At 38.2% G+C, this 13,728-nt stretch carries 13 protein-coding genes and 1 tRNA gene; 7 read left to right on the forward strand and 7 right to left on the reverse strand.

Annotated elements, in window-relative coordinates:
• Positions 1-39 precede the first annotated feature (39 nt).
• The 4 genes from V6R21_RS22550 to V6R21_RS22565 form a co-directional block, all read right to left on the reverse strand.
• The gene (locus V6R21_RS22550) at positions 40-1,527 is read right to left on the reverse strand and encodes a trypsin-like peptidase domain-containing protein (RefSeq protein ID WP_334245803.1); all 1,488 of its coding nucleotides are present in this window, start codon (positions 1,525-1,527) and stop codon (positions 40-42) included.
• A 153-nt stretch (positions 1,528-1,680) separates the two neighbouring features.
• On the reverse strand, positions 1,681-2,703 hold the full coding sequence (locus tag V6R21_RS22555) for a methylmalonyl-CoA mutase family protein (protein WP_334245804.1): 1,023 nt from the start codon (positions 2,701-2,703) through the stop codon (positions 1,681-1,683).
• A gap of 123 nt (positions 2,704-2,826) precedes the next feature.
• A complete protein-coding gene (deoC, locus tag V6R21_RS22560) occupies positions 2,827-3,486 on the reverse strand; it encodes a deoxyribose-phosphate aldolase (protein ID WP_334245805.1) in 660 nt (219 codons plus the stop codon).
• Positions 3,487-3,610: 124 nt separating this feature from the next.
• Entirely contained in the window at positions 3,611-4,324 is a 714-nt protein-coding gene (locus V6R21_RS22565; RefSeq protein WP_334245806.1) for a pyridoxine 5'-phosphate synthase, read from the reverse strand.
• A gap of 156 nt (positions 4,325-4,480) precedes the next feature.
• Between V6R21_RS22565 and V6R21_RS22570 the strand changes: the two genes are divergently transcribed.
• From V6R21_RS22570 to V6R21_RS22595, 6 genes are all read left to right on the forward strand, one after another.
• Complete coding sequence (locus tag V6R21_RS22570; RefSeq protein ID WP_334245807.1) at positions 4,481-4,933, forward strand: GatB/YqeY domain-containing protein; 453 nt, start codon at positions 4,481-4,483, stop codon at positions 4,931-4,933.
• Between the two features lie 98 nt (positions 4,934-5,031).
• Positions 5,032-5,601 carry a CvpA family protein gene (locus V6R21_RS22575; protein WP_334245808.1) on the forward strand — a complete coding sequence of 190 codons (570 nt, stop codon included), beginning with the start codon at positions 5,032-5,034 and terminating at the stop codon, positions 5,599-5,601.
• A 57-nt stretch (positions 5,602-5,658) separates the two neighbouring features.
• Positions 5,659-6,234, forward strand: a complete 576-nt coding sequence (locus tag V6R21_RS22580; RefSeq protein ID WP_334245809.1) for an anthranilate synthase component II — start codon at positions 5,659-5,661, stop codon at positions 6,232-6,234.
• Positions 6,235-6,372: 138 nt separating this feature from the next.
• Positions 6,373-6,897 (forward strand): hypothetical protein, encoded by a 525-nt coding sequence (locus tag V6R21_RS22585; RefSeq protein WP_334245810.1) that lies wholly within the window; start codon positions 6,373-6,375, stop codon positions 6,895-6,897.
• 358 nt (positions 6,898-7,255) lie between these two features.
• Positions 7,256-7,329, forward strand: a tRNA-Ala gene (locus V6R21_RS22590).
• Positions 7,330-7,443: 114 nt separating this feature from the next.
• Positions 7,444-8,922, forward strand: a complete 1,479-nt coding sequence (locus tag V6R21_RS22595; RefSeq protein ID WP_334245811.1) for a hypothetical protein — start codon at positions 7,444-7,446, stop codon at positions 8,920-8,922.
• A 144-nt stretch (positions 8,923-9,066) separates the two neighbouring features.
• Here the strand turns inward: V6R21_RS22595 and V6R21_RS22600 are convergent, their stop codons facing one another.
• From V6R21_RS22600 to prfB, 3 genes are all read right to left on the reverse strand, one after another.
• Positions 9,067-9,480 carry a response regulator gene (locus V6R21_RS22600; RefSeq protein ID WP_334245812.1) on the reverse strand — a complete coding sequence of 138 codons (414 nt, stop codon included), beginning with the start codon at positions 9,478-9,480 and terminating at the stop codon, positions 9,067-9,069.
• A gap of 398 nt (positions 9,481-9,878) precedes the next feature.
• Positions 9,879-11,411: an L-piperidine-6-carboxylate dehydrogenase gene (amaB, locus tag V6R21_RS22605; RefSeq protein ID WP_334245813.1), complete on the reverse strand. Its 1,533-nt coding sequence runs from the start codon at positions 11,409-11,411 to the stop codon at positions 9,879-9,881.
• Between the two features lie 138 nt (positions 11,412-11,549).
• Positions 11,550-12,627 (reverse strand): peptide chain release factor 2 gene (gene prfB / locus V6R21_RS22610; protein ID WP_334245814.1). Its coding sequence is split into 2 segments (ribosomal slippage): positions 11,550-12,566 and positions 12,568-12,627, totalling 1,077 coding nucleotides; the frame shifts between segments, so codons are not numbered across the junction.
• Positions 12,628-12,987: 360 nt separating this feature from the next.
• Here prfB and V6R21_RS22615 point away from each other — a divergent pair.
• Positions 12,988-13,683: a head GIN domain-containing protein gene (locus V6R21_RS22615; RefSeq protein WP_334245815.1), complete on the forward strand. Its 696-nt coding sequence runs from the start codon at positions 12,988-12,990 to the stop codon at positions 13,681-13,683.
• Positions 13,684-13,728: the final 45 nt, after the last annotated feature.

A 13,728-nucleotide genomic window follows, 5' to 3' on the forward strand; every position in this document is an offset into this window, starting at 1 on the left:
AGTCAAATTTGCTACACATCCCTCTATAAAACGACTTCCCTAGAAATAATAGGAGTAATACTTTTTATCTCCTCTCTCAGTCATTACTTCCAAAATAACCCTACCTCTGATCCGTTCCAGAATTTCCGTAAAGTCTTCAGCACTGTTAACAGGATAACGGTTAATTGCCAATATCAACATCCCTTTTCTAAGGTCCATCCTATCCAGTAACCCACCTCTTTTCAAGGACATGACTCTAATACCACTCTCCAATCCTAGTTTTGTTTTCTCAAACTTTGGAACAGATTCGAAAGTAGCACCTATGCTTTCCGCATTGTACACTTCTCTTTTAGAAATCCCTGTTGTTCCATCAAGATTGGTCAGTACCAGATATGTATTCATCAGTTTTCCATTTCTGATATATTTCAACCTGATTTCATCACCTGGAACATAAAAACTTAATTGTTCTGCAAAATCAGCTTCAGTATTAATTTCAAAATTGTCAATCTCAACAATCACATCCCCAACTTCTACACCGCCTTTTTCAGCAGCACCACCAACATCAACTCTTGAGACAACAATGCCGTCCACATTATCCAAATTCAACTTATTGGAAATTTGCTCATCTACCTCTACCACTTCTGCACCAATAAAAGCCTTTTGGACTTCACCATACTTCTTTAGGTCATTGACTACCTTAGCTACAATATCTGAAGGTACTGCAAACCCATACCCCGCATATGAACCTGTTCGAGAAAGGATAGCTGTATTAATTCCCACCAAATCACCATCCACATTGACCAATGCTCCACCACTGTTCCCAGGGTTAATGGCAGCATCCGTCTGGATAAATGACTCAATTGGGAAAACATCTTTCAAAATGTTAATCTTCCTCCCTTTGGCGCTTACAATCCCTGCTGTAACAGTTGTTGCCAAATTGAACGGGTTACCAACTGCCAAAACCCAATCTCCTACCTGAAGCTCCCGTGAACTCGCTACTCTTATCGAAGGCAAATTCTCTGCTTCGATCTTTAACAAAGCCAAGTCTGTTGATGTATCCGTCCCTATCAGTTTAGCCTTGTAAGTACGCTTATTGTGTACTACCTCAATCTTATCCGAATTGGCTATAACGTGATTATTGGTTACAATATATCCATCATCAGAGAAGATCACTCCAGATCCAGACCCTAATGCAATACCGCCTTCACGACTGGGACTACGTTCAAAAAACAAGTCAAGCCATGTTGACCTTCTGCTATAAGCTCCTTGTGTATAAGTTTTGATGTACACCACAGACTGCGTAGCCACGCCAGAGGCTTCTGAAAAGCTGAGTATGTCACCACCTTCTCCTTTAGGTAGTCCATTTACATTGGTCGTTGCATAAGGAACTGGTCTATGAATCTCCAAGGATTCTGCCACTTCTCCTTGTCTTACCAGCTCAACAGCTTGTGTACCATTGGTATTACCATTATCCAATTTGCTGAATAGATATGCGCCAATGAATCCTGCTAACAAACTCAGTAATACTGTAAAAATATTGCGTTTCATATTTCTGAAGTTGCTTATTATATATTTGTCTATAATTGAATAGTCCAATCAAATCACTTTCATTTCATAAAAAAAGCAAACCTTAGACCATCGTCTAAAATTTGCTTTTCTGTGACAATTTGACAGCTTTAATCTGACAAGATTGAAGGTTCACTAGCTTGGTGGAAAATAGCTATCCCAAGTAAGGTTCACCAATTTATTCGTCAAGGCTTCCAAGTAATAGGACTCACTCCCACTGTAATAGTCTTCAAATACTGACTCTAACAACTTCTGCTCTGCTCCTGACACCTCATTGTTTTCCAATACGTCATGATCTGCAAGTAACGTAAGCAAGTTACATCCCCCCATAACCGCTGAAGCCAATTTCAATTGAGAACATTTTTCACCTTGATTACTTGAAGCAGTTTCTGAAGCAAAAGCATGAATTTTTATATCACTCAGAGAAAATTTTTCCACTTTAAAGTATTGAGACAACTTGAAAAGTAACACTCTCAGCGCCCTGATACCTGCTATTTCATAATAGTATTGGTCACTTATATTGAAGCATATAACCATGTTATCAAAAGCTTCTTTTTCAGACACCTCTCTCTCCGCAAGCTCTTTCATTCTCTTAACAACCACATCCATTGCGTCACTTAGCCGATCTGCTACTTTTTCTACACAATTCAGAATGATACTGTTCACCTTAAAATCAGGACTATTTTTAACTAAAAGCATTGCTTTGGATATATCGTCAACATGAGGTTCTCGTGACATTATATACCCTTTGAGCTTCTCTGCTTTCACTCCATTCATTTTTATAAATGAGAGATAACTTTCAAGATAAGATGTTATGTTTCGTTGCGTGATTAGTACAATTCCTTTTCTCTCCAAATCAACGCCTTTCAAAAGTACCTCCCAATCTACATTAGCAACATGCTGATTTGAAAAATCAAAAACGAGTGATCCAGCTCCTGCATCAATGGATTTAAGTACCCCTGCATTTTGTTCATTATCACTTACACCAACCACACTATGGCAACTTTCCCAGTGACGAACACCCAGTTCGGTAATTATTTTTCTATTTACTCCTTCTTTTAGATTGTTGTCTATCGGGGGAAAATCAAATGCGAAAGGTGAAGTACCAAGACTTCCTGACTGAATATTATGTTCAGTTGCGATATTGTTTTCAATCATGATAATAGGCTATTAAAGTAACTTAAAAAATTATTCAGAGTAGTTCACTTATAGGCGAGCACTATTGTGCTTCTTAATATAGTTTTTGGCTAATGTAATAAATTTGGCATGTTACAATCAGCTTTATGGAGAAACTATTGATTTTGATAAAAAACCAACACGTTCAGCACCTGCTTCTAATATACTTTCTATTGCTTTCAACTCAAAACTATAAGATTTCACACCTACTGTTTTGGGCAACAAGTCACGTACATATTGCACAGTACTTTGATCAGGAACCGTATGAACAAGTCCTGTACCAAGACTTACAAAATCGGCTCCTCCATCTACACTGATCTTACATGCTTTTTGAATTTCAGTTGGCATAAGATAAGCAGTTTCAATTATTATTTTCATAAACACATTACTTACATGCGCTATTTTAGAAAATTGTGCGACTTCAACCTTAGCCCAACCTGTACTATCTGATTTAAATGCAGTAAAGTTCATCGTAATGTCCAATTCATCTACACCTTCATCAATTGCTTTTTCAATTTCAATGCGTTTTGGTTCTGATCGGCTATAACCAAAAGGGTAACCTACTACCGTTATGAGCTTGGTGTCAGCACCAGCCAACTCTCTTCTTGCCTTCTTAACCCAATAAGGAGGTAGACATATTCCACCATAATTGTGTTCAACCACTAATTCAATTGTCTCCATCACTTCACGTTCTGTAACTGTTGGATGCAGACAAGAGTATTCTACAAATTGGTTTAAGTCAGCCTTCTTTTTATCTCGTTCCATTTTCTTTCTTTATTAAAAGAACAAGTTATGTAAAAGTATTTGTTTCGGTTCTTTCCTAAAACATAAAAAGCAACTTGCTTCTAGAAACAAGTTGCCTTTCTTCAATTAGCTTTATAAAGCTATGCTATTGTAATTGTCTCAGATACATCTGAATGGTATTCTCCAAACCATAATACAATGCATCACAAATTAAAGCATGCCCTATTGACACTTCATCAAGTCCTTCTATATGCTGATGGAAATATTTCAGGTTCTGCAAGTCAAGGTCATGTCCTGCATTAAGTCCCAAGCCTGCTGCCTTAGCTGCTTTAGCTGCCTTAACATAAGGAGCAATTGCTGCTTCAGGGTTTTCACCGTATTGTTCTGCATATGGCTCAGTGTATAGCTCTACCCTATCGGCACCAATAATAGCCGCTCCTTCTACCATTTCCACAATTGGATCCACAAAGATTGAAGTCCTAATACCATGACTTTTCAACTCTTTCACTACATCAATAAGGAAATCTTTGTGTTTGATTGTATCCCAACCTGCATTTGATGTAATGGCATCATCTGCATCTGGCACGAGCGTAGCCTGAGCAGGTTGCGTATCCAAAACCAATTGCATGAACCTTTCATTGGGGTTTCCTTCTATATTGAATTCTGTAGTTACAATCTCTTTGAGCTCTGTCACATCACGGAAGCGGATATGGCGTTCATCCGGTCTAGGATGTACTGTTATTCCTTCAGCTCCGAACCTTTCGCAGTCTCTTGCCACCTGTATAACGTCTGGATTGTTGCCGCCCCTCGCGTTTCTCAGCGTAGCCACCTTATTGATATTTACGCTCAGTCTAGTCATCCAATTTTAGATTTTGGTTTAAAAATAACTTGTTTGTAATATTGACCTGAAACTGCTTTCATGGATTATTCCATGGTATTCACATGAAAAATGCAGTATTTTATGTATCTGCATCCATAAGTGCAATTGCATAATATTAAACAAAATAACTATAAAATGAGCTTAAAAGCTAGAATACAGGAAGAGATGAAAACGGCCATGAAGGCCAAAGATAAAGATACACTTACAGCGCTGAAGTCTATCAAGGCAAAAATTCAGCTTGCTGAGACTGCTAGTGGGGCATCAGAAGAGCTGACAGAAGCAGAGGAGTTTCAACTGCTTATGAAAGAAGCCAAGCAACGTAAAGACTCTGCTCAAGTATATCAAGATGCTGGAAGAGAAGAACTAGCCGAAGTTGAACTGAAAGAATTGGCTGTAATTGAGAAATTCTTACCTCAGCAAATGTCTGACGAAGAAATATCTAACGCGGTAAGCGAAATCATCGCTAAAACAGGTGCTACTTCAATCAAGGACATGGGTAAGGTTATGGGAATGGCTTCTAAAGAATTGGCAGGTAAAGCTGACAATAAGAAGGTAGCTGATTTCGTAAAGAAATTACTCAATCAGTAATTAACTGAATAGTAAAATCACCATACTGTCAACAATTCTACAGGCAGTATGGTGATATGAAATACTAAATCAATTTCTAAATCATTGGTTTCAATTATATGGTAACCTTGGAGGTAACTACTGGATATATCAGCATTGTAGATATTTTTCTTGGAGGAAGTATCGTTTATGGTGCCTATAAAGGCTTCAAAAGGGGATTTCTGCTTGAAGTCATCTCTACAGCCGTTTTTCTGGTAGGAGTGTTTATTGTTTTTATGGGAGTGGTTGCTTTATCTACCAACACACAAGAACTGTTAGGCATTCAGACTCCGAAATCTACTGTATTTTTTCTCTTCCTCTTATTTTATATCGTAGGTACAATTGCCTTGAACCTCGTTGGAAGAAAACTGCAAGAGTGGGTAGACTACTCCGTATTGGATGACCTTGACAATGTAGCTGCCTTAATTACTGGTGGTTTCAAATATGCCATTTCGTTATCCATTATCCTCGGACTGTTTAACTCTGCCGGCTTGGGTCCTTCTAAGGCAACCATTGACAACTATATGATTTACCCTGTACTACTTGACTTACATGGCTGGCTTGTAGATACTGGAGCCATGTTGGCACCCACAATTGGAGAAAAAGCAGAGCATATTCACAACCTGTTTGACCAGCACATCAGTAACTGATTATATGAAGAGCGTTCAAGGTTAAATTGACCTTGACATGATTAATGAGGAGAAGGCATGATACTTTTATTGGATAATTTTGATTCGTTTACATATAACCTTGCTGATTATTTTGCTCAAGCAGGAGAAAAATGCCACGTTGTAAGAAACAACACCCCTATTAAGGATATTATTTGTAATCAGTATGATGCCGTTGTTTTGTCACCTGGTCCTGAATCTCCTCAGAAAGCTGGCAACCTAATGCAAGTACTTGAATACTACCACGATAAACTCCCTGTTTTAGGTATCTGTTTGGGACATCAAGCCATTGGAGAATTCTTTGGTGCTTCACTTGTCAAAGCCGAGCGTCCAATGCATGGGAAAATATCATTTATCTCACAAATGAATAACGACCCCCTTTTTAAAGACCTCCCCGAAAAATTCAAAATTGTACGGTACCATTCTTTATTATTAGAGGATGTCAAAGCCCCTCTTTCTGTCACTGCTACCACTGACAAGGAAGAAGTTATGGCTATCACACATCAATCGCTCCCTATAAAAGGAGTACAATTTCACCCTGAAGCTATCCTAACTGAATTTGGACAATTTATTATAAGAAATTGGATTATTACTTGGAAAGGTAAAAAATCATAAAGAATCTAAGGTCTTTTATCCTCAATTACTTTTTTCTTCCCTTTATTTTAGCAAATATTATATAAGATTTGAGAAGAAGCCGTTATAATATTACATCGAACAGGCTCATTCTCAATTGATAATATTTAGCTAAGAACCATGACCCTTATAACCCAAAAACTACTTAATAAAGTATTACAGTATGTTCGCAATGGCCAATGGGATAAAGGCCAAGTATTGCTGATCGAAGAAGGCTGTGCTCCTGATGAGAGTACTTATATTATAGAAAAGATAAAAGAAGAAAATAGCACCTCCTTTTATCCTAAAAACTATTTGGCAGACTTGTTACCACAACATGCTGCTGAAGCTATTTCATTTTTGACTTTCTTTTATGAAGCTCCTCTTTCATTTACCTCGAGGCTACTCACTCAGTACCTGAAAGGTGATACTATCAATGAGCATTCACTGACAACTTTTCTTTCCTTTTTTGAAGGAAGAAAAGCTTCAGACACTTTTGATGTACCACATAGAAAAAGTGATATAAATAATGAGTTAATGGGAATTATGGCTTCATACAATGAAGGAGAAGCTTACCATATGCTAACAGAGAAACTTGGTTTCTCCAATAAGGATGCTGATGAGTATATGAATATTCTAAGAAATAGTATGGTTAGACGCTTCTAATGAACTCATAACAATTTACAACCGACACTACTGTTCCATGCGTAAAAATTAGCCCATAAAGTTATTTATAACGAAGCTTTTATCACTATTACCACAAAATATTACATCTGTTTTGAATCGGGTTTGTAAACGCCTTTCTGACAAACCTATTGATTATACTCAAATAGCGCCCAATCATTATATAACAATGCATATATAACCATAAAAAGGCGCTTTTTCAGAGGTGAAGATTTGATAAGTAATATTTTAGTTATATTTTAAATAAATGATTGAATGAAAGCTAACGATTGGCCAAACCTTTTCGTTATTCCTCGTTCAATTAGTTTGTACTAAAACACATAACCATTGACCTATAAGCGGGGAATTAGCTCAGTTGGCTAGAGCGCTTGCATGGCATGCAAGAGGTCATGGGTTCGACTCCCATATTCTCCACGTTATATCCTTACATTCTTTTGACCAACTCACGCTGCTTCCCGCCTTGCGTGAACATCAAAAACAAAATCAGTTATCCAGTATCCAGACTACTGAAATTAACCTCATTAACTTATGGCAAAATTAAAGCATATCATCAAACAACTGTCAGAGGAAGATTTCGACGCAATCTACCACTCCTTGACAAGCAGTAATGCTGATAAGTCAGCTTTTCTGCTCAAAGCGATGAGAAGCCGCAATATGTCCGACAACCAGATTCTGGAAGTCCTACAAGTCAATACAAATGCTTACTACACGCTTCGTTCACGATTAAACCAAAAAATTGAGGAACACTTGTTGCAACAAATGGAAAGTCCGAGAACGGACCTTCTGAAGAAAGTATCCAACATCAATGAAATGGTTTTCACTAAGAAAAAAGCCATTTCAATTGCAACGCTCAAAAAACTTGAAAAAGAGTTATTGGACTATGACCTGTCCAATGAACTTACGGTGGTTTATAAGGCACTTAAAAAGTTACATATCAATTCTCCAGACTTCTTTCATTATTCACAGCTTTACAACAAGCACGTTTCCTACATGCTTGCCATTGACAAGATTGAAGATATCCTAGCAGATTACTTCAAAAAGTTCAGTGTATTTACCTTGACGGGTGATGAAATAGAAAAACTGAGTCTGGATTACCTGAAAAAGGAAATCAACAATATGTGTGATTTATATGATTCACACCGCCCTTATGTCTACAAAAGCTGTGTCAATATATTTCATAGGTTATTCGTAATGGCAGAAGAGCAGACAGAGTTTGATAATGGGGAAGAAGCAATCGAAGATATCTTTGACCGCATTGACTTAATCTTTGAAGAGTACCATAAGGATGCTGTCTATTTTCACCTCAAGCTCGTTTTTGAATTTCTGAAACTGGAATACTATAACCATTACCGCGTGTATAGGAAAGCAGGCTCCTTCTATGATGAAGTAAATAACTCTGCCTCTGCCTTACTATCATACTGTAATATATTCACCTTCCCTTCTCAATTCATGTACACTAAAATCAGTAGGCATCTAAGACTTGAAACAGAAGCGGAAATGTATGAAGAATGCTCCAAAATATTCGAGGATTACTCCCCTGATATGGATGACATCCCGAATTATATCAACTATATATTATACAGGTCGCTTTCCTGTTACTATGCAGATAAGTATGATGAAGCCGCAAGGTGGATCAATAACTTACTAAATGAAATGAGTTTAAAAAAATACCCTTATGCCATGCTTGAAATCAAGGCTGTACTAGCCTTACAGTATTGCTGCATGAGGGATTTTGAACTTTTCAACCAACTCATCAGCAGTATTCAGAGACAAATTAGAATACTAGGAAAAGAAAACTGTGAAGATGTAGTCCTGTTTGTAAAGATGCTGAAAACAGGATTAAGTGATGTCAAACGTGACAAGGAAATTAAGGTAAATAGCCTTTCTGAAAAATTTCTGATAACGCCTCAACCTAGAAACTTCTCCCCTATTCATTTTGTTAGGATCGATGATAAATTCAAACATGTCATATGCAGAAATGATCCTTATACTGAAATCAAAAGCTAAATCAATGCCTCTTACTTTACTTATACTGAAAGCCATTGTCCTATGTGACTTTGGCTTTTTTCATTTTTACTGAACCAACAAAAAAAACCCTCATGAAACTCACGAAGGCTTAAATGTTCTTTACTTTTTATTATGGTCTTACATTTACATTTCAAGTCCCGTTATATTTTGTTGGGTCAAAGGCTTGTTAATATACTTTTTCACATAACTGTAATTTTTTGATCGATTAATATCCTGTGGGTTAACAGAAGAGGTCAACATTACAATTTTACAGCGCTTTTTGATTTTGTCACTTAGTTTGTCAAACAGGTCCAAAAACTGGAATCCATCCATAAGTGGCATATCTATATCCAAGAAGATGACATCAGGTAGTATTTTATCAGCAAAATCCGAAAGCTTTTCCATGTTCTTCAGAAATTCAATCGCACTTTTAGCACCAGAGTGGATATAGATATTCTCGCTGATATTTGAAGCCTCGATCATCTTGTGATTAATCAAGTTGTCAATTTCATTGTCATCGATCAGCATTACAGCAAAATACTTCTTTTGATCAGCCATGCGAATAGGTTTTTTGTTTTGTCATAGGGTCCTTGAGCTGAATTTTCAAAAAAATGGTCACTGTTGCAAGTCTTTAATTAGGTCCTTTTAAAAACTATTCAGTATTGCACTTAATTCAGCTTTAACACATTCGTTATGCATTTTACAGATAGGAAGTTCGATATATCATTGAACATTTCAAATATCAAAAGCCGGAAGCTATTACATGTGTAAGCTTCCGGCTTTTGGATTAACATACATTCGTCACAAAGGTATTTTTTATCAGCCACAGCAACATTTATAGTGTTATCAACGTAAAAACGCTCCATGACATTAAGAGACTTGTTGACCTTCACCCTTAAGTTCCCTTTGCCACCAACATATTAGTGAATTTCACCTTAGAAAGGTACATGAGAAACTTAGATATCAAACTCAATTCCCTGTGCAAGCGGTAAATCTGCACTATAATTTATTGTATTGGTCTGTCTTCTCATGTAAGCTTTCCATGCATCTGAACCAGACTCACGTCCACCTCCAGTTTCTTTCTCACCACCGAATGCACCACCAATCTCAGCACCTGATGTACCAATATTGACATTTGCTATTCCACAGTCAGAACCAAGAGCTGACAAGAATGCTTCTGATTCACGGATATGTTGTGTAAAGATGGCTGATGAAAGACCTTGCTTCACGCTATTCTGAATATCAATAGCCTCGTCAACTCCTCCACTGTATTTGATCAAGTATAGGATTGGTGCAAAAGTTTCTTCCTGAACTATCTGGAAATCATTACTAGCCTCAGCTAAAGCAGGCTTTACATAAGTTCCTGATTCGAAACCTTCTCCTTCCAGTACCTCCCCTCCAGTTAGCAGGGTACCTCCTTCTACTTGTACCTTCTCAATGGCATTCAAGAATCCATTAACGGCATCCTTATCAATCATAGGTCCTACAAGTGTGCCTTGTTTCAATGGGTTACCAATAGACAGTGTCTGGTAAATCTTCACCAAACGATCTTTCACCTCATTGTAAACACTTTCATGGATAATAAGTCTACGAGTTGAAGTACAACGCTGACCACAAGTACCAACAGAACCAAACACAGTTGCTCTGATAGCCATTTCGAGGTCTGCATTCTCTGTAATGATTACAGCATTGTTTCCTCCTAGCTCAAGGAGTGACTTACCCAGTCTTGCACCAACTGTCTCTGCCACTTTCTTACCCATACGAGTCGAACCTGTCGCTGAGATCAGAGGAATACGCTCATCTTTTGACATGGCTGCACCAACTGTTGCATCACCAATAATAAAGCTAAAGATACCTTCAGGAAGGTTGTTGTCTTTCAGTACAGATTTGATAATATTCTGACAAGCAATCGCTGTCAATGGTGTTTTTTCAGATGGTTTCCAGATACAAACATCTCCACATACTGCTGCAATCATTGCATTCCATGACCACACTGCTACTGGGAAATTAAATGCTGAGATAATACCCACAAGCCCGATTGGATGCCATTGCTCATACATTCTATGAGAAGGACGCTCTGAGTGCATACTCAAACCATACAATTGTCGTGACAAGCCTACTGCAAAATCGCAGATATCAATCATCTCCTGCACTTCTCCCAAACCTTCTTGGTAAATCTTACCCATTTCGTAAGTCACCAAGCTGCCAAGTGCATCCTTATTCTCTCTCAGCTTGTCTCCAATTTGTCTAACAATCTCTCCTCTTTGAGGAGCTGGTACCTTTCTCCAAACTTTAAATGCCTCTTGTGAAGCCTTAATGATATTGTCCAGATCTGAAGTATTTGCCATTTCCACCTTGGCAATCAGCTTACCGTCAGCAGGAGAGTAGATTTCTCTTATTTCTCTACCGCCTATTTCAGCATCTTTTACCCCTGTTGAAAAAGCTGGATTCAGCTCTTTGATACCCAATTGATTCAAAATCTCTTGCATGTGCTTATGGTATTAAGGTTACAGTTTTTGTAATTAGGAGTCACCAGTCTCCCTGTTGTTAATTATATATATGTGTTTAGAAAAAATGGCTAAGCAGTCATGATAGAATCACTCCCTACTCAGCCATTTAGTCACATTTTACTGTGCCATCAAAAATGCTTTGATGAAATCGTTCAGGTCACCATCCATGACACGCTGCACATCTGTGCGCTCTACACTCGTACGCAGGTCTTTAACCAGCTTATATGGGTGCATCACGTAGTTACGGATTTGTGAACCAAAATCAATTCTCATCTTTGAGCTTTCAAGCTTGTCACGTTCAGCGTTTCTCTTTTCCAGCTCAAGTTGGTAAAGGCGGGACTTCAACATCTTCATTGCCTTTTCCTTGTTCTGAAGCTGAGAGCGTTCTTGCTGACATTCAATGATCAACCCTGAAGGAGCGTGCTTCAGACGTACAGCTGTTTCTACCTTGTTTACGTTCTGACCTCCAGCGCCACCGGCTCTGAATGTATCCCATGTGATATCCGCAGGGCTAATTTCAATGTTAATTGAATCATCTGCTACAGGGTATACAAAGATAGACGCAAAAGAAGTATGTCTTCTTCCTCCTGAATCAAAAGGAGAAATACGTACCAAGCGGTGAACACCAATTTCCGACTTCAAGTAACCATAGCCAAAATCTCCTTCAAACTCCAATGTTGCAGACTTCACACCTGCCACATCGCCGTCACTGATATTGACTTGCTTTACTTTGAAACCATTGCTTTCACCCCACATGATGTACATACGCATCAGCATTCCTGCCCAGTCGTTGGATTCCGTACCGCCAGCACCTGCATTAATCTCAAGCATGGCACTCATTCGGTCTTCCTCACCACTCAGCATTTTTTTGACTTCAAGGTTTTCAATTGCCTCTTCAGTCTTTACTGCTTCTTTTGTAATCTCTTCAAGCTCCACATCTCCTGCCTCGTAGAATTCGTACAACGTTTCAAGGTCCTCATACAAGGCTTTGACATTGTCATAGTCATCTACCCAAGATTTTTTACCCTTTATTTCTTTCAGGATTACTTCCGCTTGTTTTGGATCATCCCAAAAGTTAGGTGCTGTGGTCTGCTTTTCCTCTTCCTCGATCTGTTTTACTTTGTTATCGTAGTCAAAGATACCCCCTCAAGGCATCTACTCTTGCCTTTAACTCTTTGAGTTGAGATGAATTCATGGTTTTGCTATTAGACCATGCCCTACTCATAGCTCTCCAGCCTCATCTCAAAGTTGGTCGGCTATGTCGGACATATATGTTGATAAATAATTTTGTAATCAGGTACTGAGTTCCAGATAGTGAAACACCATCTGCTCATAATAGTTTTACCTGAATTGCCTATCTTCAAACATAGGACTATTGGATGGCATTTATACTGCCAAATATTAATTCTGCACCAAAGATATATAATTTTTTCTGCCCTACATGCAACCCTTGATATTATCCAATGTCTTTATGATTACTAGTGTCAGGCACAGCGAAAATACAAACTTGAAAAGCTGTGTCATCTATTGTAAAAACAGAATTAAAATTACAACCATGAAAAAACAACTTTTCGTTTCATTATTCTTTGTACTCCTTTCTGCTTGTACATTTGCCCAAACTGAAACACGTCAACTAGAATCCTTTGATCAGGTAGCAGTATCAGGTTCTTTTGATGTAATCATGGAAAAAGGAAACAAAGAGGAAGTTCGCATTGAATGCAAAGGAGACTATGAGCCTGAAGATATAAAAACCGAAGTGGAAGGGTCGAAACTTCGTATCAAACCTAAGAAAAATAATGGATGGGGATGGAGCAAATCAGGTTCCGTAAAAATCTACCTTACCTATAAATCTGTTAAGTCGGTGTCTTCATCTGGATCGAGTGATATCGTTTCAAAATCACCTCTGAAAGCGCCATCACTTGACCTTGCTAGCAGTGGTTCTGGTGATATGAAGTTTGAAATTGACTGCAATGACTTATCTGTAGCGCTATCTGGTTCAAGTGACATTACCCTGACAGGAAGAGCAGACAATGCTGGTATTTCATTGAGTGGGTCTTCAGATGTAGATGCAATGGAGTTAAGCACGAAAACATGTGAGATCAGAGTCAGTGGCTCAGGAGATGTAAAAGTGAGTGTTTCTGACAACCTTGATGCTAAGGTATCAGGTTCTGGAAACATCACTTATAAGGGAAAACCAGACAGACAACATGTGAAAATTTCAGGATCAGGCGATATCCGTCAGGTCAACTAAGAAAATAAAAAGGGAAGCGACTCAAAAATCGCTTCCCTTTTTTAT

It is taken from the genome of Limibacter armeniacum (genome assembly GCF_036880985.1).
GTDB lineage: Bacteria > Bacteroidota > Bacteroidia > Cytophagales > Flammeovirgaceae > Limibacter > Limibacter armeniacum.

Bases quoted from the DNA above. Each gene is read 5' to 3' on its own strand.
- V6R21_RS22555 (WP_334245804.1), bottom strand. From the start codon at position 2,703: ATGATTGAAAACAATATCGCAACTGAACATAATATTCAGTCAGGAAGT.
- V6R21_RS22550 (WP_334245803.1), bottom strand. From the start codon at position 1,527: ATGAAACGCAATATTTTTACAGTATTACTGAGTTTGTTAGCAGGATTC.
- V6R21_RS22600 (WP_334245812.1), bottom strand. From the start codon at position 9,480: ATGGCTGATCAAAAGAAGTATTTTGCTGTAATGCTGATCGATGACAAT.
- V6R21_RS22595 (WP_334245811.1), top strand. From the start codon at position 7,444: ATGGCAAAATTAAAGCATATCATCAAACAACTGTCAGAGGAAGATTTC.
- V6R21_RS22580 (WP_334245809.1), top strand. From the start codon at position 5,659: ATGATACTTTTATTGGATAATTTTGATTCGTTTACATATAACCTTGCT.
- amaB (WP_334245813.1), bottom strand. From the start codon at position 11,411: ATGCAAGAGATTTTGAATCAATTGGGTATCAAAGAGCTGAATCCAGCT.
- V6R21_RS22565 (WP_334245806.1), bottom strand. From the start codon at position 4,324: ATGACTAGACTGAGCGTAAATATCAATAAGGTGGCTACGCTGAGAAAC.
- deoC (WP_334245805.1), bottom strand. From the start codon at position 3,486: ATGGAACGAGATAAAAAGAAGGCTGACTTAAACCAATTTGTAGAATAC.
- V6R21_RS22615 (WP_334245815.1), top strand. From the start codon at position 12,988: ATGAAAAAACAACTTTTCGTTTCATTATTCTTTGTACTCCTTTCTGCT.
- V6R21_RS22575 (WP_334245808.1), top strand. From the start codon at position 5,032: ATGGTAACCTTGGAGGTAACTACTGGATATATCAGCATTGTAGATATT.
- V6R21_RS22570 (WP_334245807.1), top strand. From the start codon at position 4,481: ATGAGCTTAAAAGCTAGAATACAGGAAGAGATGAAAACGGCCATGAAG.
- V6R21_RS22585 (WP_334245810.1), top strand. From the start codon at position 6,373: ATGACCCTTATAACCCAAAAACTACTTAATAAAGTATTACAGTATGTT.